The 21,550-nt window shown below is 53.6% G+C and carries 19 protein-coding genes; 12 read left to right on the plus strand and 7 right to left on the minus strand.

What is annotated here, in order from left to right:
- Positions 1 to 114 precede the first annotated feature (114 nt).
- From LKE08_RS11845 to LKE08_RS11855, 3 genes are all read right to left on the minus strand, one after another.
- Positions 115 to 2,301, minus strand: a complete 2,187-nt coding sequence (locus LKE08_RS11845; protein WP_324704435.1) for a transglycosylase SLT domain-containing protein — start codon at positions 2,299 to 2,301, stop codon at positions 115 to 117.
- Positions 2,302 to 2,398: 97 nt separating this feature from the next.
- The gene (locus LKE08_RS11850; protein WP_324704436.1) at positions 2,399 to 3,454 is read right to left on the minus strand and encodes a methyltransferase domain-containing protein; all 1,056 of its coding nucleotides are present in this window, start codon (positions 3,452 to 3,454) and stop codon (positions 2,399 to 2,401) included.
- Positions 3,455 to 3,573: 119 nt separating this feature from the next.
- Positions 3,574 to 4,557: an NAD(P)-dependent alcohol dehydrogenase gene (locus LKE08_RS11855; protein WP_324704437.1), complete on the minus strand. Its 984-nt coding sequence runs from the start codon at positions 4,555 to 4,557 to the stop codon at positions 3,574 to 3,576.
- 105 nt (positions 4,558 to 4,662) lie between these two features.
- Between LKE08_RS11855 and LKE08_RS11860 the strand changes: the two genes are divergently transcribed.
- From LKE08_RS11860 to LKE08_RS11880, 5 genes are all read left to right on the plus strand, one after another.
- A complete protein-coding gene (locus LKE08_RS11860; RefSeq protein WP_324704438.1) occupies positions 4,663 to 5,322 on the plus strand; it encodes a DUF1176 domain-containing protein in 660 nt (219 codons plus the stop codon).
- A 341-nt stretch (positions 5,323 to 5,663) separates the two neighbouring features.
- A complete protein-coding gene (locus LKE08_RS11865) occupies positions 5,664 to 5,945 on the plus strand; it encodes a hypothetical protein (protein WP_324704439.1) in 282 nt (93 codons plus the stop codon).
- Between the two features lie 251 nt (positions 5,946 to 6,196).
- Positions 6,197 to 6,547 (plus strand): hypothetical protein, encoded by a 351-nt coding sequence (locus tag LKE08_RS11870; protein WP_324704440.1) that lies wholly within the window; start codon positions 6,197 to 6,199, stop codon positions 6,545 to 6,547.
- Between the two features lie 107 nt (positions 6,548 to 6,654).
- Positions 6,655 to 8,184: an AAA family ATPase gene (locus LKE08_RS11875; RefSeq protein WP_324704441.1), complete on the plus strand. Its 1,530-nt coding sequence runs from the start codon at positions 6,655 to 6,657 to the stop codon at positions 8,182 to 8,184.
- A 171-nt stretch (positions 8,185 to 8,355) separates the two neighbouring features.
- The gene (locus LKE08_RS11880; RefSeq protein WP_324704442.1) at positions 8,356 to 8,709 is read left to right on the plus strand and encodes a DUF1257 domain-containing protein; all 354 of its coding nucleotides are present in this window, start codon (positions 8,356 to 8,358) and stop codon (positions 8,707 to 8,709) included.
- Between the two features lie 385 nt (positions 8,710 to 9,094).
- Here LKE08_RS11880 and LKE08_RS11885 read toward each other — a convergent pair whose 3' ends face one another.
- Positions 9,095 to 9,646, minus strand: a complete 552-nt coding sequence (locus LKE08_RS11885; protein WP_324704443.1) for a peroxiredoxin — start codon at positions 9,644 to 9,646, stop codon at positions 9,095 to 9,097.
- Positions 9,647 to 9,814: 168 nt separating this feature from the next.
- Between LKE08_RS11885 and LKE08_RS11890 the strand changes: the two genes are divergently transcribed.
- The 6 genes from LKE08_RS11890 to LKE08_RS11915 all read left to right on the plus strand — a co-directional run bounded on the left by LKE08_RS11890 (position 9,815) and on the right by LKE08_RS11915 (position 16,295).
- The gene (locus LKE08_RS11890; RefSeq protein ID WP_324704444.1) at positions 9,815 to 11,143 is read left to right on the plus strand and encodes a peptidylprolyl isomerase; all 1,329 of its coding nucleotides are present in this window, start codon (positions 9,815 to 9,817) and stop codon (positions 11,141 to 11,143) included.
- Positions 11,144 to 11,280: 137 nt separating this feature from the next.
- The gene (locus tag LKE08_RS11895; RefSeq protein WP_324704445.1) at positions 11,281 to 12,378 is read left to right on the plus strand and encodes a phosphodiester glycosidase family protein; all 1,098 of its coding nucleotides are present in this window, start codon (positions 11,281 to 11,283) and stop codon (positions 12,376 to 12,378) included.
- Positions 12,379 to 12,391: 13 nt separating this feature from the next.
- The gene (locus tag LKE08_RS11900; RefSeq protein ID WP_324704446.1) at positions 12,392 to 13,027 is read left to right on the plus strand and encodes a DUF1349 domain-containing protein; all 636 of its coding nucleotides are present in this window, start codon (positions 12,392 to 12,394) and stop codon (positions 13,025 to 13,027) included.
- 86 nt (positions 13,028 to 13,113) lie between these two features.
- Complete coding sequence (locus LKE08_RS11905) at positions 13,114 to 13,824, plus strand: pentapeptide repeat-containing protein (RefSeq protein ID WP_324704447.1); 711 nt, start codon at positions 13,114 to 13,116, stop codon at positions 13,822 to 13,824.
- 223 nt (positions 13,825 to 14,047) lie between these two features.
- Positions 14,048 to 14,785 carry a cytochrome c biogenesis protein CcdA gene (locus tag LKE08_RS11910; protein WP_324704448.1) on the plus strand — a complete coding sequence of 246 codons (738 nt, stop codon included), beginning with the start codon at positions 14,048 to 14,050 and terminating at the stop codon, positions 14,783 to 14,785.
- A gap of 130 nt (positions 14,786 to 14,915) precedes the next feature.
- Positions 14,916 to 16,295: a cytochrome c biogenesis protein gene (locus tag LKE08_RS11915; protein WP_324704449.1), complete on the plus strand. Its 1,380-nt coding sequence runs from the start codon at positions 14,916 to 14,918 to the stop codon at positions 16,293 to 16,295.
- Between the two features lie 71 nt (positions 16,296 to 16,366).
- Here LKE08_RS11915 and LKE08_RS11920 read toward each other — a convergent pair whose 3' ends face one another.
- Both LKE08_RS11920 and LKE08_RS11925 read right to left on the minus strand, forming a co-directional pair.
- Entirely contained in the window at positions 16,367 to 17,407 is a 1,041-nt protein-coding gene (locus LKE08_RS11920; protein ID WP_324704450.1) for a hemerythrin domain-containing protein, read from the minus strand.
- A gap of 276 nt (positions 17,408 to 17,683) precedes the next feature.
- Complete coding sequence (locus tag LKE08_RS11925) at positions 17,684 to 18,025, minus strand: hypothetical protein (RefSeq protein ID WP_375341417.1); 342 nt, start codon at positions 18,023 to 18,025, stop codon at positions 17,684 to 17,686.
- 419 nt (positions 18,026 to 18,444) lie between these two features.
- Here LKE08_RS11925 and LKE08_RS11930 point away from each other — a divergent pair, with 419 nt between their 5' ends.
- A complete protein-coding gene (locus tag LKE08_RS11930) occupies positions 18,445 to 21,009 on the plus strand; it encodes a SpoIIE family protein phosphatase (protein WP_324704451.1) in 2,565 nt (854 codons plus the stop codon).
- Positions 21,010 to 21,018: 9 nt separating this feature from the next.
- Here LKE08_RS11930 and LKE08_RS11935 read toward each other — a convergent pair whose 3' ends face one another.
- The gene (locus LKE08_RS11935; RefSeq protein WP_324704452.1) at positions 21,019 to 21,321 is read right to left on the minus strand and encodes a hypothetical protein; all 303 of its coding nucleotides are present in this window, start codon (positions 21,319 to 21,321) and stop codon (positions 21,019 to 21,021) included.
- Between the last annotated feature and the right edge of the window lie 229 nt (positions 21,322 to 21,550).

The raw sequence follows: 21,550 nt of genomic DNA on the forward strand, positions 1-21,550 counted from the left end.
TGCCCATGCTAGGTAGGGGAGCCACCCTATAAGGTGGCTCCCACCAATTTTCAACCCAATGAATAAATCATCGGTAGAGGCAAGCCTCTGCGCTTGCCCATCTCCCACCTTCAATTAAAACTTTTGCTTGTAAGAGCGGGCGTGTTCCGCCAGTTTTTCGGCGATATCGGGATTGTAAATTCGCAGATAATTCCAATAATTTTCAAACACCGATTTTACATAACCCTGAGTTTCCGGATAGGGAATTTGGGTGACAAATTTATCCGGGTCGTCGAAGCCGAACCGCCGCAACCAATCGGCGATCGCACCGGGTCCGGCGTTGTAACTCGCCACCGCCAACAGGGAATTATTGTTGTATTCTCGGTGGGTGAAATCGAGGTAGTAAGTTCCTAAATTGACGTTATCATCGACGTTTTCGAGGGAATAGTTGGTCAATTGGATGTTTCTCGCCGCCTCTGCCCCCGTTTCGGGCATCACCTGCATCAACCCCGTCGCCCCGACAACGGATTTAATCGAGGGCATGAATCGCGATTCTTGCCGAATTAAAGCCGTCACCAATACCGGATTCAGGTCGCGTTTGTTGGACCAACTGACGATAGTTTCCAAGTAGGGGAACGGATAGAGAGATTGCCAGTAACCGGGTTTTTGCTTCAGGGCGAGATATTCTTGGCGTTCTTCCGGGTTTTCCCGCCGGCTGAGGCTGGAAATCATCCAAATGCCGTCCAGATTGTCCCCCACCGCAATTCGCATCAAACCGTCGGTATATTGTTGGGCGACGGACGGTTGCATTCTGTCGCCGAATTCCACCTGCCACAGGCTCCAGGCGTCGCGATCGCGCCCCAGGCGGTACAATTCCTGTAGCGTCTCCGAACCCGCCGGGGGAGTCGGGCGCTGTTCCGCGTGTTCGACGTGGGGAGACAGGGGCCGCACCGTGGTAAAATCCCCCACCGGCCACCCCAGCAGCACCGCCGCCCGCCAGGCGTAGTAGGATTCGGGATATCGCGCCAACAAATATTCGTAGGCTTTGGTGGTATCCTTGGGTTTCCCCATCTGTTGGGCCCACTTCCCAATCCAGAACGTCGCCTCCGGCGCCAACTCGCTGTCGGGGTTCTTCGTCACCAACTGCCGTGCCCACTCGGAGGCGATATCCAGCTTTCCGGCTTCCGCGCCCTGTTGGGCGAGACTCCAGCGCAATTTGGCCGCCGCCTCCGAATCACTGTATTCGCTCAACAACAACTGGCGGGTTTTGGAGGCGGAATCGGGGGAACGCAATTTTTCGAGCACGTCCGCCTGGTCCAAGAGCGCTTCCGGGGCGTGTTCGGGGAAATTCTCGATCGCCCGATTCAGCAGCGGGAGGGCTTCCTGCGGTTCCACCAGGCGGGCCAAACGGATCAGGCCGAACCCGGCATCCTCGCCCCCGGGGTCGGTTTGATCGGGGAAGGCGGCGATCAACTGTTCGTAGGCTTTCCGGGATTCGGGAATTTTCCCGCCCAACCACAGTCCCCGGGCGTGGCGGTAGCGGTTTCGGGGCGTAGCGGGGGCCTTTGAATAGGCGATCGCACCCTTACCGTAATCCATTTTTTCCCAGTAACCGAACCCGATCGCCTCCCAATCTTCCGGGGTGAGTTGCGCTTCGTAACCCCGCCGCAACCGCTCCAAATAGGTGCCGTAATCGGGCAAATAAATTCCGTGTTTGGCGATCAATAAAAGCAACGGGAATTGATTGGGATTTTCCCGCAGCCGAGTTTCGGCGATCTCCACGCTGCGGGGGTGGGCCGGAAATTCCGCGATCGCCCGATCCCAATATTCCGGGTTATTTTCACCCAAAACATACAACCCCTCCACCATCACCGGATCTTCCGGGTAGCGATCGATCAATTCCTGCCAAGTTTGTTGAGCTTTTGCCGTCTCTCCGAGTTGTTCGTAGGCTTGCGCCCGCATTTTGAGGACGTACCCCCCCAACAGCCGATAGTCCCCCTCCAATCCTTCCAACTGTTCCAAAGCCGCCTCCGGCTGTTGACTCTCCAACCAATCCGCCGCCAGCAAAAACCGGGCGCGATTTTGGCTCTCAGATGCCGGAGAGGTGGCGATCATTTCCTCCAACTCCACCCGGCGCTCCTCCGGCGAGAGCAACGCCAAACTCATCACCACCTCGGAAGAATGGGAAAGCTCCGGCGCGTCTCCAGTCCGGGACGACCAGATTTTTTGCCACTGCATCATGGGGAAATAAACGCCAAAAACCAGTGCCGCAGCCCCGGCTATGACATAAAGAGAAACTTGTGTAATCCGTCGCTTCTGCATGGGAATTAATTAAATATTCGTTAAATCCGGTCAACATAAAATCGGAAAATCGAGAATCGATAAAAGTCATCAATTGTCAATTGTCAATGATCAATGATCAATTGTTCCGACAAAGTATCCAACGCAATGAAATGGGCGGTTTGGGTATGGGAAATACATCTCGGCCTTGGCTCCAATGTTCAAACCACCCCGTCGGCGGCCACGCCTCCGGGGGCAGGTGGGTGCGTTCATATTCGTACACCGACTCATCGGACAATATCTGTAATGGTAAACCGGCCATCACGGAATTGAACTCTGATCGCGTCATCAAATAGGACCACTGCACCTGAGCCAGTTCCCGCACCCGCCGGTCCGGCTCGTATCCGGGAGCGGCCAAAAACGTGCTCAACAGCAACAATCCCCCCGGTCTGACGATCTCGCACATCCGCAACAGGAGCGATCGCACGTCTTCATTATTGCGAAAATGGGAAATCACCTCGGCCACCACCGCCAATTGATAGGAATTGTGCGGCAATTGCAGGGCGGGGTTGAGAATGTTGCTCTGAATCACCCGGACGGGGAGTTGTTCGGCTTTGGCTTCTCTGGCGATAATCTGGGCAAATTCCGGCGTCAATTCCACCGCGTCCACCGGATGTCCCCGCCGTGCCAGAGCCAGGGTATTGCGGCCCACCCCCGCCCCGACATCTAAAATGGGGGCAGTTTTGGGGTTGTCGAAAAATTTCACCACGTCCATGAGTTTGGCGTCCGGGTGGGAGCCGAACAGCGGACCCTTGCGACTTTTGAGCCAGCGCTGATACTTCTTTTCCATCGACAACACTTCGTTGACGACGGTCAATTTCAGGCCGTTGGTGAGGCCCTGGGTGGGGTCGGGCGGCTCATATTTGAATAGGAGGCGGGAGTGGGGGGAGGTGTCGTAGCCTTCCTTGAGTTTCCGTTGCACCAGTTGGCGCAGCGACTGCATTTCCTCCGGGGTGAAGTTCTGGCCCAGGGCTTTCAAGAGGCGATCGAACTGCTCCATGTAATGGTCGAGCAGCGACGGAATGCAGGGCACGGTGAGCTGTCCGCTGGCGGAGGTGAGCCGCTTGACCTTCCGCGCCAGGGCAGTTTCCAGGGTGGCGGGATCGCTGGCGGATGTCGGCTGGTTGGCTACCACAAGTGAATTTTCCCCTATTCGATTGAAATGACTTTCATGTTAATTTACCTTACTCTCGACCCGCTCCCGGATGCGATGGTTCCGTGCGCTCCCGGATGGGAGCGACGGCCATCGTTGGTCTAGGAAATCGGAATGTCCGTCGGGGTCGGCGCCACGCCGGGGCCGGGAGTCATGACGATTTTGCCGACCACGTGTCCCGTTTCGCTCTCGCCGTGGGCTCGGGCGACATCGGATAAGCTGTAACTTCGGTGGACGTGCGATCGCACCTTCCCGGCCTCAATCCAATCCCGCATCGCCTCCAAATCCCGCCGTCCGGGTTGCGCCAAAATCAGTTTCGCTTTTTTCCCGGGCAAAAATAGGCTCTGCACCGAGGCGCCGACATTATCCAAACTCGGCAGGGTGGAAACATAGATTCCGTCCGGTTGCAACACTTTCTCGCAGTTGTAAAACGTCTGTTTCCCCACCGCGTCGAAAATAATGTCGTATTGGGTACCCTGCTGGGTGAAGTCCACTTGGGTATAGTCGAGGACAACATCGGCGCCCCAACTTCGCACGACATCCAAATTGGCGGTGCTGCAAACCCCCGTCACCTCCGTTTCCATCGCCCGGGCAATTTGTACCGCAAAGGACCCGACGCCGCCGGACGCCCCGTTAATTAACACCCGCTGTCCCGATCGCATCTGGCCCAGATCCAGCAAGGCTTGCAATGCTGTCAACCCCGCCAGGGGGACGGCTGCGGCTTCCTCGTGGGTGATGGTACCGGGTTTGTGGGCCGTCGTCGAGGCGGGGACGGCGGCATATTCGGCGTAGGCACCCCCCGACAAAGGATTCAGGAAGGTGTAAACTTCGTCTCCCGGTTGAAACTGGGTGACATCTGCCCCCACTTCCACCACCACCCCGGATAAATCGGAACCCGGGATTTTCGGAAATCCAAATCCGGATAACAGTTGCAAGTCTCCCTGTCGGATTTTCCAATCGACGGGGTTGACGCTGGTGGCGTGGACTTTGACCAATAATTGTTCGGGGCCGATTTTCGGCATCGCCACGTCCGCGTATTCCAGGACTTCCGGGGAACCGTACCGATTGATGATGACCGCCTTCATGAATGCACTCCCGTTGCAACCTGCATTGTCAGCTTAACCGATCGCGCCCGATCGTTCAGAAATGTTGATACACTGGCGATCGCTGGTTTCGATTGTCCCTAAATTATGGCTTCTGTGCTGCCAAAATTGTCGCTGTTTCTGGCGATCGGGTTTTCGGCGGGGACGGTCCTCGCCCAACCCGTCCCGGCGCCTCCGCCCTCCTCGCCCCCCTCACCCGACGCGGCGGAACCGACTTCGGAAGGGGAAGAGGTGGAAACCATTCCGGAACTCCCCCCGGTTCCGTTCATGATTCCGGATGAAATTTTGGAGTATTTTTATCAAAATCCCGACGGACTCGATATCTGTCCGGGGGTGAACGCTTTGCCGTTTCGGTTGGGCTCCTTTGCCTACCCCCTCGGGCCGGAAGCCGAACTGGTGCAATTGCTCTGCTACCGGGCCGCTTATCAGGGGGGTTACAATTTCTTTCGCTATCAAGAGACGGACGGGGAGGTAACGGTTGAACCCCTGGAATTTTCTGGGTTTGAAATGGGTGCGAGGGGCGAACTGGTGGAGGCTCAAATTCGGGAGATTATCGGCGAATTGGAGTACCAGCCGGCGGAGGGTATTTTGAGCGTTTTCACCAAAGATCGGGGGGTTGGGGATTGCGGCACCTTTGTCAAGTACGAGTGGGACGGAACGCAGTTCAACGCGATCGAATATCGGGCTAAATCCGAGTGCGACGGCAATTCTATCGAACCACAGGAGTATCCTCAACTGTATCCCTAGGTTCAGGCGGGGGAGGGTGCGATCGCCCTTTTGAGCCCCGTTTGTATCGGACGACTATACTGATCTGAGTCGGAAAACTAAAGCCAATCCCAGGAAAATCTCGGGCGAGATGCGTGGGATGCCAACAATGTCCACGGCATCCCCCAACCACCGTTGAGCGGGCGGGAGTCGGCCGCTCGGAAAGCTCGAAAACTGCGAATCGCCTTGCATTGAACCCGAATCTACGGGCTCGGAAAATTCATCAAAATACCCTTCGTTTCCGAGGGTTGTCCGGACGGATTCCGTAGGATTACGGTTGTCACTCGGATTCATCGCCCGGGGCGAGCGGCAAATCTCCGCAGATGCGCGGAGAGCGATTCATATCGGGCGATCGCACCCCACCATTCAAATCCCTTCCCATCTCGGGGGGGAATTTTTTATGGTTTTTGGCTCATGGGCCGCGGACACCGTGGCGGGAAGTCATCGCATTTTTCGAGTTCCCGGGCGACCACCTCGAACCCCTCGGCGTCGTCCGCATCGGCGATCGGGTCTTCCATTTCATCCCGCCCCCCTGGGGAAGCTTGGCCCGGGCGATCGCAACCCGCAAGTTCAAACCGGCTATCATCGAGTTCCTTAATTATTAAATTGTAGGGGCGCAAGGCACGACGCCCCGATTTTTGATTCCCCGGAATCCTGGCAACCCTATAAGGTTGCCCCCTGGATACCCCCAAACCCTCGACTCTACAAGGGTTTCGGCGATTATCCACCCCCTCTCCCACGCCGCAAATGTAACGGAATATTACAGTTTTGCCATCAAAGCAGCAAAACGTCTTGACATCTCAGAATGAAGTCGCTATCTTGTGATACATACCCGGGTACACAAGTTCACTGTCCTATGCAAAGTAAGCAAAAGGTAACACTTTATCTTCCACCCTCACTGCACCGCAAACTCAAAATTAAAGCGGCAGTCGAATCGGAACCCATGTCAGCCCTGGCCGAAAAGGCACTCGTCTTTTATCTGACCCACCCCGAAGTGGTTGACGAATTGGAAGCATTACACGGCCAAACTCATCGAGTTTACGCCTGTCCCGAATGCGCCACCTCCGTCGTCATAGAAGAAGGGGAATTGGTTTCCGTCAAGAATCAGCCCAGCGTGCTGCCTGACGAAGAATTATCAGTCCAGCCAGTGCGAGAAGTGGGTTCGAGCACCGCCCAACCGGGAGAGGAAGAACTCGTCCCCTGTTGAGGAGGAATACAACCTAGCTTCGATGATAGCGCGATGTCGTGCTCAGAATCGGACATTGGGAACTCTCACTGTTAGTAAATGTTGTACCGTCTCTTGGATCGAGGACCATGCAAGAAGAACTTAGTATCCTAATTGAAGCTCGATATCCTCTGATCTACCTCGTGACTTTCGAGGAGGAGCGGTCTGAGCAGGCGATCGCGACCATCGTACAGAACTCGAAGCGTCAGCGGGAAGTATACGTTTGGACTGTCACTCGCGGACTGACCCAATATAGTCGGGATCAAGCGCGAAATACAGTACAGTCTAATACAGTATCGCCGCAAGCTGCGATCGAATGGGTGATTCGGCACAGGGAGCCAAATGCTAGTGGCAGTATCTACATCTTTAAAGATTTGCATCCCTTTAAAGATTCTCCAGAGGTGACCCGGTGTTTGCGGGATGCGATCGCCAGTTTCAAAGGCACGAACAAGACCATCGTCCTGATGTCCCCCGTGCAGGAAGTGCCCATCGAGTTGGAGAAGGAAGTCGTGGTTCTGGACTTCCCCCTGCCGAACATGACAGAGCTCAACCAAGTGCTCTCGTCCCAACTCGATCAGGCCCGTTCCCGTCGGATCACCACCGAAACTCGGGAAAAGTTGCTCAAAGCCGCCCTGGGTTTGACGCGGGACGAAGCCGAGAAGGTGTACCGCAAAGCCTACGTGACGGCGAACCGGCTGACGGACAAAGAAGTTGACATCGTTCTGTCCGAGAAAAAGCAACTGATTCGGCGCAACGGCATTCTCGAATTCATCGACGTGGATGAAACCATCGATGCGGTGGGCGGTTTGGAAGAGTTGAAGCGCTGGCTGCAACAGCGGTCTGACGCCTTCACCGAGCGGGCCCGGGAGTACGGCCTGCCCCAACCCAAAGGGATGCTGATCCTAGGGATTCCGGGTTGCGGAAAGTCCCTGATCGCCAAAACCACGTCCCGTCTGTGGGGTTTACCCCTGCTGCGGCTGGATATGGGCCGGGTGTACGACGGTTCGATGGTAGGGCGATCGGAAGCCAACCTCCGCAACGCCCTGAAAACGGCAGAGTCCATCTCTCCGGCGATTCTATTCATCGACGAACTCGACAAATCCTTCGCAGGGGGAACCGGGTCGGCGGACTCCGACGGTGGCACCTCAAGCCGGATCTTCGGTTCGTTCCTCACCTGGATGCAAGAGAAACAGTCCCCCGTGTTCGTGATGGCAACCGCCAACCGAGTGGAGCGTCTCCCCGGCGAGTTCCTCCGAAAAGGACGATTTGACGAAATCTTCTTCGTGGACTTGCCCACCAAAGAAGAACGGGAAGATATTTTCAGAATTCATCTCTCCAAGCGTCGTTCGGATATTGATCGCTTCGATCTCGATCAACTCTCTACCGTATCCGACGGCTTCTCCGGAGCAGAAATTGAGCAGGCCTTGGTCGCCGCCATGTACGAGGCCTTCGCTCAAGACCGCGAGTTTACGCAGCTCGACATCATCGCCGCCATCAAGGCGACCCTACCGCTGTCGAAGACGATGAACGAACAGGTCACAGCGCTACGTGACTGGGCCCGACAGCGGGCGCGACCGGCTGCGTCCTCCGTCGCTGAATATCAGCGCATGGAGTTCTAACAGGCTTTCTCCTGGTCCAAACAGGAGCAAAGGCTAGCACTGGTAAGTGACTAGCAGTTTCTACCCCAATCGTCTTTGCGATCGATGCCAACGCTGCTTCAGCAAAGCGATTCCAGTTCAAACCCAAAACCGTTGTTGTTTCGTTTTCAGTTCCACTAGGAGGATACCTAAATGTCTCACTTTAGCACACTGCGTACCAAGATCACCGATGCCGAAATCCTGAAGGCTTCCTTGCGCGATCTGGGTATCTCTGTGAAGTCCAACGCTGATGTCCGCGGCTACAACGGCCAGCGCGTCCGCGCCGACTTGGTTGCTACCCTCGAGGGCGAGTATGATCTGGGTTGGTCTCGGAACAGCGATGGAACCTACGACCTGATCGCCGATCTCTGGGGTGTTGCTAAAAAGCACAACCAAACCGAGCTGATCAACTCCATCAACCAGAAGTACGCCGTCAACAAGACTCTGTCTGATGTGAAGCAGCGCGGTCTGCAAGGCGCCAACGTCAAGCTGGTCGTCCAAAAGTAGGATCTCTGAGCGTTCCCAAGCTAGCGGGTTAACCATATGCGGGTTAGCCCGTTTCTTTTTAATCGGGAATCGGGAATCGGAATCATATCAAAAAAAGTCGGAGTCATTGAAAATTAGCTCGGGACGCGATCGCACCCCAAAAGGTATATAAAAATCTATCTAAAATTTAAATGCATAGATTGACTTTTATAGGTTGAAACCCTATCAATGTATTCATTAATACTTGATACCCCCGTCGCCAGAAAATTGGGAGTCGGGAATCAATGAAATCTCAAATTAGGGCGCAAGCCAGGGGCCCCTACAATTACCGATACCTGGGCATTGTGTGATCGGGATTGAAGATGAGGATATTCCCAAATCCCGATCGGCTGAAAGCTGAAAGCTATTAAGAGGCGGTTCCCTGCAACTCGTCCAAGCGGGCCAGCACTTCCTGGCTGTGAACGGCGGGAATGACGCCGACAAACCGTTCCCGGAGAATGCCCTCGGGATCGACGATAAACGAATGCCGCATGGAGAAGAAATTCAGCCAGGACCCGTAAGCCTTGCTGACCCTGCCATCCACATCCGCCAGCAGAGGAAACTTCAACCCCTCCGAGTCGCAAAATTCCGCGTGGGAGTCCACGTCATCGGCGCTGATGCCGAGAATTTGGGCGTTTCGGGCGAAGTATTGGGGCAAATCTTGTTGGAAGCGGCGGGCTTCCAGGGTGCATCCCGAGGTGAAATCTTTGGGGTAAAAGTAGACCACCACCCACTGTCCCCGGTAGTCCGAGAGGGAAATTTCACCGTCGCCGGTGTTGGTGGGGAGGGTGAATTCCGGGGCGGGTTCGTCTAGCGGCGGGAGGGAGCCCCCCAAGGCATGGGCGGGGGCGGCCAGATTCAGGTTAAACAGGGCGATCGCGATCGCCAACAGAAGACCGATACAGGTTCGACGGGACATGATATCGACTCAAATGAGAACTTTCTTTACATATCTTTACATAAAAATTCGATTCGGTTGGGGCGGGGGGAACATCGGAGGCGGATTTGCTCTCAGGGATAGCGATCGCCGGTGAAAAATGGTTCGGAAACGGGTTAACATCGTGTACGGAAAAATTGTGTTTTAAATATGGCAGACGTTCAGGCATTAAACGGTCAGGCACTCGTGGCAATGGTGGTCAACGGTGCCCCCATTGTGATTCAAGTTGACGGTGATAACGCCCCCCTCACGGCTGGAAATTTTGTCGAATTGGTGGATCGAGATTTTTACGACGGCATTTCCTTTCACCGAGTCGTCCGTGAACCGAATCCCTTCGTCGTCCAAGCCGGCGATCCCAACAGTTTAGATCCGACGTTTCCTGAAGATTTACTCGGAGGTGGGGGCTTTGTCGATCCGGATACCGGAGAAGTCCGCAATATTCCCTTGGAAATTAAACCGGAAGGGGCGACGGAACCGATTTATAGCCAAACCTTTCAACAGGCTGGAATGACTCTCCCTCCCGCGCTACCAAATGTTCAAGGAACGATCGCGATGGCGCGATCGGACGCTCCCGATTCCGCCTCCTCTCAATTTTATATCAATCTGGTCAATAATCCCAATTTAGATGGCAATTATGCCGTGTTTGGGGGATTGGTTCAGGGGTTCGATGTGGTCGATCAAATTCAACAGGGCGATCGCATCCAAGATGCCGAAGTGATCGACGGCATCCTACCCACCCGGGTTTCGAGTTTGATCGCAGATCCGGCCCTTTTAAACCGGTTTATCAATCGGATCAACGTGACAAGTTTGCCCCTTTCTTTTGCCTTTCCCCAAGAGATTGATGCGGATAATGTCATTGAAATCCCCCAGGACATCAGCCTGCAAAATCCCCGGGGCATCCTGGCGGGGGCGGGCAATGATTTGATTACAGGATCGCCCGTCAGCGATGCCATTAACGGCAACCAGGGCAACGATACAATTTCCGGTGTCGGCGGAGATGATTACCTGTTCGGCGGCCGGGATGACGACCTTTTAAATGGCAATGAAGGCAACGATATCATCAACGGAAATCGGGGCAATGATGTTGTTTTTGGCGGTGTCGGCAATGACTTTATTCGCGGGGGACAGGACAACGATAATTTGTCCGGAGATGCCGGAGATGATTATCTGATCGGAGATGGGGGAACCGATACCCTGACGGGCGGCGAAGGGGCGGATACGTTCATTTTGGGCGGTGCGGAAACGACTGCCGAGCTCGCCGATCGCATCCTCGATTTTAATCCCGCCGAGGGCGATCGCATCGCGGTGGTGGAGGCGATCGATCCGGCGACTTTAGTTTTGAATGTGGCGGGCACCGGCACTCAAATTCAACTCCCCGGCGGCGGTATTTTGGGGGTGGTTGAAAATACCCAACCCGATGCGGTTCGGGGGGCAATTTTTGCCCTATCTGGGGAAGATTTAGCTTTGACAATTGGATAAGCTGGGAGATGTGTAAGTTGGCTTGAATGAGAGTAGATATTGTTGAACTCCCCTCTCCCCAAGTTGGGAGAGGGGTTGGGGGTGAGGGCGAGAAGCCTCAACTCAGCCTACACTAGAGAAAGAGTGATAGTAACCCCATGTCTCAGTCAGCAAAATCCGGCGGTTGTCGCAAAATGGTGCGGCGGACATTTCTGGTATTGGTGGGAATCGGCTTATTCCGAATTTTGAAAGCCGTTTTTTCCATCCCTGAAAACCGCACCCGCGCGATCGCTTTTATCGATCCTTACTTGCAAGAATACTTCCCCTGGCTGTCCGCACGGCTGCAATCCGCCGATGCCCCGGTTCCCCAGCCGACGATCAAACCTTTGCCCAACGCCCCGATACCGGAAGCGAAACCTTTACCCGCCGCCCCGATTCCGAAGGCGACACCCCAACCGATGCCGGAATCCGTTTCAGGAAATCCGGTTATTGTCACCCAAAAGCAACTGTTGGGGGTGCCCTTTTATCAGACGGCGATCGATTTGCGGGACTCCCAAACCTTGCTGACAATCGGATTGGCGAATAACGCCAAACAAGCCAACAGCAATAAATCCTCTCAAGGTGACGAACCCTTTGAAAATATGGTGAAACGCCACCCGGCGGCGGTGGTGGCGAACGGCACATTTTTTAGCAAAGATGACGAAAAGCGGGTGATGGGAAATATGGTGGCGGCGGGGCAGTTTCTCAAATACAGCCGTTGGGAAAACTTCGGGACGACGCTGGGTTTGCGGGAGGGTAATCGCCCGGAAATGATCACCGCCAGGGCACAGGGAAAACCGGAATGGGACCAACATTGGTTTTCGATTACCTGCGGCCCCCGGTTGGTGAAAGGGGGTAAAATTTGGCTGGCGCCCAAAACGGAAGGGTTCAAAGATCCCCACGTTTTGGATGTGGGGTATCGGACGGCGATCGGATTTACCGAGGATGGCAATCAGTTATTTTTGGTGTCGTTTTTGGCGAGTTTATCATTGCAGAAAGAGGCGGAAGTGATGAAGGCGTTGGGGTGTTACGAGGCGATGAATCTGGATGGTGGCGCGTCGGAAGCCCTCGCCTATCAGAATCAGGTGCTTGTTTCTCCGGGACGGAATTTGACGAATGTTATTATTGTGTACGATCGCAATTTTCCCGCCCCCCAGGAGGTTCAAACCGCCTGGGGTAAATTTCAAAACGGCGATCGCCCCAAAATTCCCAGTTAAATGGATTGGAAAAATGACCCCCAATTTTACGGCGGCAAACTGGATCTACCCTCCCAAAAATTATGACATTCGATCCGATTTTGTCCGCATCGAAACCGAAGCGAAAACCGATTTTTGGCAGCGCAGTTATTACGGTTTCAGAAATGAGAATGCGCCGGCTTTGTTGCTGGAGTGCGATCGCAACTTTACCTTTACCGTCCGAGTTTCCTTTGACTATCAAACCCGGTTCGATCAGTGCGGTGTCATCATTTACGGCGATCGCGAAAATTGGTTCAAAGCGTCCATCGAATATGAAAATAACGAGATTTCCCGTTTGGGAAGTGTCGTCACAAATTTTGGCTATTCCGACTGGGCGACGACCGATATTCCCACCCCGAAACTGATCTGGTATCGTCTCAGCCGCCGGGGGCCGGATTTTTTGATCGAGTCCGCGATCGACGGAATCACCTTCAAACAAATGCGAATTTTTCACCTTCATTATTTGGGAGAAACGTCGCCGAAAATGGGAAAAGCCGATCCACCCCATCCCCCAAGTTTGTCAATTCGCTACGGTTTGTATGCCTGTAGCCCCTCGAATTCATCTTTTGTCGCTCAATTCGATAACTTTAAATTGACCGAATGTCGGTGGAAGTCCCATTTTTCCGAATAAAGCTTCACCCCACCCGCATTGAAAAATTCCCACCTGACACCAGGACGGTTGGCAGTATACTAAACAGTTGGGCGTTGGAATTGGGGATGATGAGACTGAGACAATGGGCGACAGGCCTGACGGCACGCTTGGCGATCGCAATTCTAATCATTTTGGGGCTGACCTGGGGATGGGTGGCCCCGGCCGATGCTGTCAGTTTATCCGATCGCGATCGTCTGCTGAAGAAAAACGCCTGTCCCTCGTTTTTGTGGCAGGTGTGCGACCTCCGGAAAGCCGATTTGCGGGGATTAGATCTCACCGGGGCGAATCTGGGGGGGGCGAACTTGCGCGGCGCCGACTTGCAAAATACAATTTTAAAACGGGCAAATTTGGCTGGAACCGACCTGCAAGGGGCGAATTTGCGCGGCGCCAACCTATTTGAAGCCGACCTGAACCGGGCGATTTTGGACAATGCCGATTTGAGGGACGCGCAATTATTAAAGGCAAATTTGACCCTGGCGAGTTTGAAACAAGCCGACCTCAGAAATGCCAATTTCCTGGAGGCGAGACTCTGGGGGGCGGATTTGACGGGGGCGAATTTGCGACAAGCCAGCTTGCAAAGTGCGGATTTGGAATATGCAAACCTCGCCGAAAGCAACTTGAGTCGGGCCGACTTACACAGCTTCTATTTCCGGGAAATTCAGAAACCCACCAACCTCAGCCACGCCAATCTGGAGGGGGCGAATTTGGCGAAAGCGAACCTGAGAGGGGTGATTTTTCGGGGCACCGTGATGCCGGACGGGCGGATTTCGGATTGATGGCTGCGCCGGGGAGTCGGGAATCGGGAGTCGGGAGTCGGGGGGCGGAGGAAGAAATCAAGAAAATTTCATTTTTCATTTTTCATTTTTCACTTTCCCCACACCCGTCGCCCTGAGCGGAGTCGAAGGGCTATACCCCACACCCCACACCCCAACCCCATCTTTAAGAGTCTGAGAAAACGTTACAATCCTTAATGGAGCCAAAAGAATTGCACCGAATCCGATGATCGAAACCCTGCAAACCCAACTGTACGAAGTCGCCCAATTTGCCAATTCCCTCGTCCGGGACCAACTGACGCACCTGGGATGGGCCAGCATTTTGACACTGTTCGCCGCCGGGTTGCTCACCAGCCTCACCCCCTGTATGCTCTCTATGCTGCCGATTACCGTCGGCTATATCGGGGGGTACGAGAACCCAACGCGCCTGCAAGCCGCCACCCAGTCCACCTGGTTCGCGTTGGGGTTGGCGACGACGCTGGCGGGGTTGGGGATTTTCGCGACGCTGGTGGGAAAAGTTTACGGCCAAATTGGGGTGGGATTGCCGATTGTCGTCAGTATCGTCGCCATTTTGATGGGGTTAAATCTTTTGGAAGCTCTGCCCCTGCAACTGCCGGCCTTTGATACGATGGGTTGGATTCCGAAAACCCTGCCGGACGGGGTGCGATCGTACCTGCTGGGACTGACGTTCGGTTTGGTGGCATCCCCGTGCAGCACCCCCGTTTTGGCGACGCTTTTGGCTTGGGTTTCCACCACCGGGGACATTCTCCTGGGGGGGATGTTGCTGCTATCCTACGCCGTGGGTTACGTCGCCCCCCTGGTGATCGCCGGCACGTTTACCGCTACGATTAAAAGGTTGCTGGCGCTGCGACAGTGGTCCGGTTGGATTACTCCGGTGAGCGGCGCTTTGCTGGTGGGGTTCGGAGTCTTTTCCCTGTTGTTTCGACTGTCTCCCATCGCCTAGCCGAGTTTTTATAGCCCGGAAGTCTGCCATGTTTCATCACACCCGCCCACCTTTGACTTTTGCCTCTTGCCTCCTGACTCTTGCCTCTCAAACGAAAAATTTAACATAAGAAACCGAGTCTAATTTCCCTATGACTGCAAAGGACGTATTTTTATCCAAACTTTCCGATTGGGGGACGGTTCCCCAACGCTTTTTGAGAAAGGAATTGCTTCCGGTTCTGGCTGATCTGCGGCTGGCAATTATTTTGCTGTTGGCGATCGCCCTTTTCAGTATCTCCGGGACGGTGCTCGAACAGGGCCAGTCCGTCGCATTTTACCAGGCGAACTACCCGGAAGATCCGGCGCTATTCGGCTTTTTGACCTGGAAAGTGATCCGATTTTTGGGATTGGATCATGTTTACCGCACTTGGTGGTTTTTGTCAATCCTCATTTTATTCGGATCGAGTCTCACCGCCTGCACCTTTACCCGCCAGTTGCCCACCCTGAAAGCCGCCCGCCGCTGGAACTATTACGACCAGCCGAAACAGTTTAAAAATCTGGCGTTGAGTGCCGAACTAAAAGACGTTCCCCTCGACAGCTTCAAAGCGTTTTTAGAAAAACGCCGCTATCGGGTTTTTCAAGAAGGAGAAAAACTCTACGCCCGCCGGGGAATTGTGGGGCGCATCGGGCCGATCGTCGTCCACGCCAGTATGTTGATCATTTTGGCGGGTTCGATATTGGGCGCGATGACGGGTTTTATGGCTCAGGAAATGGTTCCGAGCGGCAATTTGTTCGGCATTCAAAATATTATCGATGCGGGGCCGTTTTCCGAGTCCCAATTGCCCCGAGATTGGGCGGTGCGGGTGAACCGATTTTGGATCGACTACACCCCCGACGGGACCATCGATCAGTTTTATTCCGATCTGTCGGTGGTGGATGAACAGGGCACGGAACGCGATCGCCAAACCATCCACGTCAACAAACCGCTGCGTTACGGCGGCGTGACGTTCTACCAGGCGGACTGGGGTATCGCGGGGGTGCGGGTTCGCATCAACCGATCGCCCGTATTGCAACTGCCGATGGCCCAATTGGATACCGGAGGCAACGGCCGCTTTTGGGGAACTTGGGTGCCCACCAAACCCGATTTGAGTGACGGGGTTTCTTTGGTGGCGAAGGACTTGCAGGGAACCGTTTTAATTTACAACAATCAGGGCGAATTAGTCTCGACGGTGCGGGAGGGAATGTCCCTGGAAATTAACGGCGTCACCCTCCACGTCGATGAAGTGGTGGGCAGTACGGGACTGCAAATTAAAGCCGATCCGGGCATTCCGATCGTTTATTTGGGCTTCGGATTGCTGATGGTGAGCGTGTTAATGAGCTACGTTTCTCACTCCCAAATCTGGGGATTGAAAGAGGGCGATCGCCTCTACATCGGCGGCAAAACCAACCGCGCCAAAGTTGCCTTCGAGCGGGAAGTCGTCGCCGCGATCGAGGAGATGGAATCTGAGGGAAAAGTGAACAATGAACAATGAAAGAGGATTTGGGGGGATTTGATTTCCCGATGAGGAAGGGCGAATGCCATTCGCCCCTACATCATTATTAATTAGCTGTTGGCAGACAACGAGGTTTCAATTTGTTTTTTGGTGTTCTTAAATTCGGATGCCAGATTTTCTTGTTGTTCCATCGAGCAATTGTTGGAAATTGCCAAGAACATGGTGCTTTCTTCCTGGCGGGTGTGGTCGCCGACGATTTCCTTCACCTGGGCGAGTTTGCCCTTGAATTCCGCCGAGGTGGGACTCATGGCTTTCATTTCATTCATCAGCGTTTTCAATTCGGAATGTTCGTCGAACAGTTCTCGGGTGTCGGACTCGCCGTAGAAGGGGCGGACTGAGAGATAGACGACCTGTTCTTCTGCTTCGGTGTGGACGAGCAGATCTTTGTAAAGCTGCCCGAAATACTCCTGAATCTTCTGGGGGTCGTCGGATTTTTCGATCTCGGATATCAGGGTTTTGACCTTGTCGTGGTCCATCCGGATGATGGTCTGGATGTTCATGTCGGACTGGTCGCTGCCTTGGGTGACGGCGCTGCCGAAAACCCCGGTGAGGGCTGCCAAGCCATCTTGAACCTTCGCCCAGATGCTCTGGTCGGGTTCCTGGCCGGTCAGTTCTTGAGTACCCAAATATTCGAGCATTCCCTTGAGTTTTTCCTGGTGGGCGCGGTTTTCAAAGTTGATCGCATTCAGGGGCGCGATCGCTTTTTCGACATCGGGTCCGGCAATTTGGGCGGATTTGTGAACCACCAAACCAGAAATGACCTGTCCGTGTTTCAGGAGTTCGTGTTGGGCCATTTTTTCGTACAGGCTCAGGTCGGAACTGCCCATCATTTCTTGGGCGTGCTGCACGAATTTCTGGATCTTTTCTTTGGGCTTACTTTGGATACCGTATTGGGTGATGCTGGTTTCCAAAATACCCAGATTTTTGCGGTCGTCTTCCAGCATACTTTCCAGGCGATCGCGGATTTCGCTGTCGCCACATTCCTGCAAGAATTGTTCTTCGTTGGCGATCGCCAAATTCTGAATGGCTCGCATATCCGCTAATTTGGTCGCGATCGCTTCCCGTTTGGCATCTGTTAACGTGGCTACCATGAGTGTTCTCCTATTTTGATTATGGTTCGTTCTGTCTACAAGAATTCCACAGTATGACCCAACTCTTCATCTTTCTAAAGAAAGAACAAAAGAGGATAATTTAAAACATAAAATGTGTCTCATATTTTTAGTAATTTAAAAAAATCGGCGCGATCGGCTCCGATTTTGAAAAATTTCATCAATTCTCGCAATTTTCAGATGGTCTTCCGATCGCCCGTTGCCCGAGAATGACCCGGAAAGTCCGGAACTTTGAAGCCCCGTTCCCCAGCCGATGTCCTACCACCACTTGCGATCGCCATTTTCATCTACCCTAGCCTGTCGGATGGTGTCGGAAATTTCTTCCGCATCTCTGACGTGGTGAAGTGCTTTTTTCTCGCCGTCGGATTCGTCAACGACAAAATAAGTGGGAACAGTGACATGATCCCCGGTAATATCAGCCGTGTCCACCGCCACCTGTCGCGCCTTCTCTTCGACGGACATGGAATCGTCGATGCGATCGCCCGGATTCGTTGTCAGGGTATTTCCACCCCGCTCCATTGCTTCTTTATGTTGCCGCTTCTGTTCGGGACTCACCTCTTCGGGAGTCATCGGTTGTTTAATTTCACGTTCGTTAGTCATAGAGTCAATCTCTCCGCTTTCAACTTTTCGGGCTCTAATCTCGATCTTAATTGGACTCAGCTCAAACTTCATCCTGCTTTTGAGATAAACTGGCGGTTAGAGAACCTCCATCCCAAGACGGATTGCCGTTCAAATTTCCGGGGAATTTTTGTGGCATTATTTTCAGTCGATTCCCCGCATCATCATCCCAGAGCGGATTGTCAGGGTCATCAATCGGCAAACCGGGGGTCAGTTTAAAATAGAGTCCGCTTTGAATTCGTCAACATCGCCCATTTCCGCCCCGATCGCTCGTCTGTCGGGTCTACCCCGCAGGTGTATTCGGTACAATTTGCGAGTTTCCTCGCCGGATTGTCTCGGAGATTCCGCGAAAGAGCGGGTTGGTCAACCGATTTAATCATCGATCATTCGTCCCAAATCCCATGCTGGTTCAACCCCTAAACCAACTCATCATCAAACTTTTCGGTCGCACCTCCCTGCGGACGATTTTGATCGTGCCCTTCGTCGTGCAAGTCGTGGGAGCGGCGGGACTGGTGTGGTATTTATCCTTCCGAACCGGGGAAGAGGCGATCGCGGATCTGGCCAACCAACTGATCGAAGAAGTGAGCGATCGCGTCCGCCAAAATTTGGAATTTTACCTGGCTGTCCCCCAACAGATGAACCAAAATAAATTGGACGCCATCAAATTGGGATATTTGCAACTCGACGACCTGCAAACCTGGGAAAAATTTCTGTGGCACCAAGTCCAACACTACCCCTACATCAACTTCACCTCCGTCGGCAATTGGAAGGGGGACTACCGCACCGGAGAACGGCTTTCCAACGGGTCTTTGATGCTCAATTTGTCCGGCCCCTCCACCGATTTCGATTTCTACTCCTACAACACCGACGACGAAGGAAATCGCACCAGCATCGAACTCAAAGTGGACGACTTCGACATCCGGGAACACACCTCCTACACCAGCGCGGCGGAGGCGGGAAAACCCACCTGGAGCGATGTCTACATCTCCTTCCTCGAACCCACCTTAATTGTGAGCGCCCTTCAACCCGTTTACGGCGATCGCGACGAATTGCAAGGGGTGCTGATCGCGGCCCTGCGGCTGGACCACATCGGCCAATTTTTGAACCGACTGAAAATCGGCAAATCCGGACAGGCATTTATCATCGAGCGGGACGGCACGTTGTTGGCGACTTCCACCTCGGAATTACCCTTCAGCGACCAAAACGGCGAGCGGGAATTGCTCGACGCCCGAAATAGCACCCATCCGATCACGCGATCGGCCACCCGCCATTTATTTGAAACCTTCGGAAACCTGGAAACAATTGAAAAGCCCCAACGGCTGACATGGGTGTTCGACTGGGACCGACAATTTTTAAATGTCGTCCCCTTCCGGGACGAATACGGCTTGGATTGGCTGATCGTGGTGGTCGTGCCGGAGTCGGATTTTATGGCAGAAATTAACGCCAACATTCGGACAACCATCAAACTCTGTATCGCCGCCACCATCGGTGCGACGATCATCGGAATTCTCACCGCCCGATGGATCACCCAGCCCATTTTTCGCCTCAACGCGGCGGCCGGCGATCTGGCCCGAGGAAATTGGAAAGAGTCTCTGGAATCAGAACGGACGGACGAACTCGGAAAACTCGCCCATTCGTTCAATACAATGGCTCGACAACTCCAGCAGTCTTTTCGAGAGTTAAAAAGCCTCAACGAAGCGCTCTCCGAAAGTGAAAGCCGCCTGACAAAATTCTTGAATGTTCTGCCCGTCGGCGTGTCCGTCCATGACCCGGATGGTCGCGTTATTTATTTTAATGAAACGGCGGAGCAATTATTGGGAATTGAAGAAATTCTGGACGCGGTGGGTTCCCATCTGTCCATAAAATATCAAGTTTACGAAGCCGACAGCGATCGCCTCTATCCGACCGATAAACTGCCCGCCATGCGGGCGCTACGGGGCGAAACGGTCGTCGCCAATGACTTGGAAATCCGGCGGGACGGAGGGCGGATTCCCCTGGAGGTGAGGGCGACACCCATTTTTGATGGCGGGGGAGAGATCGTTTATGCGATCGTCGCCTTTGAGGATATTACCGAGCAAAAAAGAGCCGAAAAATTACTCTCCGATTACAGTCGCACGTTGGAAGCGGAAGTCGCCGATCGCACCGCCAAACTCGGACGGGCAAACGCGGAAATTTTGGAACTCAACAAACGATTGAAGGCGGAAAATATGCGACTCGGGACGGAATTGGAAGTCGCCCAAAAGTTGCAGCAGATGATCTTGCCCCGGGAGGAAGAATTGCAGGGAATGCCCGATTTCGATATCGCCGGATTCATGCAACCCGCCGACGAAGTGGGGGGCGACTATTACGATATTATTCTCCACAACGGCACGATTCAAATTGGCATCGGAGACGTGACTGGACACGGCTTGGAAAGTGGCGTTTTGATGATGATGGTACAGACGGCGTTTCGGACTCTGATGGCGGTGGATGAAACCGACCCCGTCAAGTTATTAAATGCCATCAATCAGGTAGTGTACAGCAATGCCAGCCGCATGAAATCCGACAAAACCCTGACTTTATCGTTGTTGGAAGTTCACCCGGAAAAATTGCACTTGTCCGGACAACACGAAACCCTAATTTTGATTAAAAATAATGGCGATATCGAACAAATCGACACCTTGGATTTGGGCTTTCCCCTCGGTTTGGAAGAAGATATTTCCCCCTTCATCGATCGCGTCGAAGTTCCGATCAAACCGGGCGAAATTGTCGTTTTATATACGGACGGGATCACCGAAGCGGAGAACACTGGTAACGAAATGTACGGTTTAGATCGCCTCTGCGATGTCCTCCGCCGTCACCGGGACAGTTCGGTTCACGAAATTTGTCAGGCGGCGATCGCGGACGTGAAAGAATTTATCGGCGGACAGCAGATTTTCGACGATATTACGTTGGTGGTATTGAAGAAAAAAGAACCCTCAGATTGACGCGATCGCTCATTCTCCGTAACTCCGATCCGCTTGAAATTTGGGCGGCAATCCGATACAATAATAGAGATTCATCACCGCTTCAAACGCCCAGTGATCGGGGGAAACGTCGGAAAAGGGAATCGGCAACAAATCGAAGCGTTTCCCAGAACAAGCCGCCCGCAATGTTTCCTCGTCAATTTGGGCGATCGCGTTTTGGGTGTTTTGGGTGCGATCGCCCGTTTCCCCCTGATTCCCAAAGGGTCGGGAAAAAGCAGGTGCGATCGGGTTGAGAATGAATAGAGTTAGAAAAATCAGGTATAGTCGGTTCATCAGCCCAAGATATATAGCAAGCGACAAGGCGGTTCGGACACAATTATAGCAGTGCGCGATCGTATAGTTACAAAACCTATAAAAGGGAGTCGGTCGTCGGTCGTAGAGAGATTGATCATTCCCGGCGTGTTACCACGCCAGCGCTCGTTGCTATACGTGAATAGGTCGGGAGCTTGATAGCCCTGCTGCTTTAGCGCGGGGTGGAAAAGCGACTCGTGCGGCTTTAGCC

It is taken from the genome of Lyngbya sp. CCY1209, from assembly GCF_035615495.1.
Classification (GTDB): domain Bacteria; phylum Cyanobacteriota; class Cyanobacteriia; order Cyanobacteriales; family Microcoleaceae; genus Limnospira.

Excerpts from the sequence above, each read along its gene's own strand:
- LKE08_RS11855 (WP_324704437.1), bottom strand. The coding sequence starts at position 4,557 with ATGAAGGCGGTCATCATCAATCGGTACGGTTCCCCGGAAGTCCTGGAA.
- LKE08_RS11845 (WP_324704435.1), bottom strand. The coding sequence starts at position 2,301 with ATGCAGAAGCGACGGATTACACAAGTTTCTCTTTATGTCATAGCCGGG.
- LKE08_RS11890 (WP_324704444.1), top strand. The coding sequence starts at position 9,815 with ATGGCAGACGTTCAGGCATTAAACGGTCAGGCACTCGTGGCAATGGTG.
- LKE08_RS11930 (WP_324704451.1), top strand. The coding sequence starts at position 18,445 with ATGCTGGTTCAACCCCTAAACCAACTCATCATCAAACTTTTCGGTCGC.
- LKE08_RS11915 (WP_324704449.1), top strand. The coding sequence starts at position 14,916 with ATGACTGCAAAGGACGTATTTTTATCCAAACTTTCCGATTGGGGGACG.
- LKE08_RS11925 (WP_375341417.1), bottom strand. The coding sequence starts at position 18,025 with ATGACTAACGAACGTGAAATTAAACAACCGATGACTCCCGAAGAGGTG.
- LKE08_RS11935 (WP_324704452.1), bottom strand. The coding sequence starts at position 21,321 with ATGAACCGACTATACCTGATTTTTCTAACTCTATTCATTCTCAACCCG.
- LKE08_RS11880 (WP_324704442.1), top strand. The coding sequence starts at position 8,356 with ATGTCTCACTTTAGCACACTGCGTACCAAGATCACCGATGCCGAAATC.
- LKE08_RS11900 (WP_324704446.1), top strand. The coding sequence starts at position 12,392 with ATGACCCCCAATTTTACGGCGGCAAACTGGATCTACCCTCCCAAAAAT.
- LKE08_RS11885 (WP_324704443.1), bottom strand. The coding sequence starts at position 9,646 with ATGTCCCGTCGAACCTGTATCGGTCTTCTGTTGGCGATCGCGATCGCC.
- LKE08_RS11870 (WP_324704440.1), top strand. The coding sequence starts at position 6,197 with ATGCAAAGTAAGCAAAAGGTAACACTTTATCTTCCACCCTCACTGCAC.
- LKE08_RS11920 (WP_324704450.1), bottom strand. The coding sequence starts at position 17,407 with ATGGTAGCCACGTTAACAGATGCCAAACGGGAAGCGATCGCGACCAAA.
- LKE08_RS11865 (WP_324704439.1), top strand. The coding sequence starts at position 5,664 with ATGCGCGGAGAGCGATTCATATCGGGCGATCGCACCCCACCATTCAAA.
- LKE08_RS11860 (WP_324704438.1), top strand. The coding sequence starts at position 4,663 with ATGGCTTCTGTGCTGCCAAAATTGTCGCTGTTTCTGGCGATCGGGTTT.
- LKE08_RS11895 (WP_324704445.1), top strand. The coding sequence starts at position 11,281 with ATGTCTCAGTCAGCAAAATCCGGCGGTTGTCGCAAAATGGTGCGGCGG.
- LKE08_RS11905 (WP_324704447.1), top strand. The coding sequence starts at position 13,114 with ATGATGAGACTGAGACAATGGGCGACAGGCCTGACGGCACGCTTGGCG.
- LKE08_RS11910 (WP_324704448.1), top strand. The coding sequence starts at position 14,048 with ATGATCGAAACCCTGCAAACCCAACTGTACGAAGTCGCCCAATTTGCC.
- LKE08_RS11875 (WP_324704441.1), top strand. The coding sequence starts at position 6,655 with ATGCAAGAAGAACTTAGTATCCTAATTGAAGCTCGATATCCTCTGATC.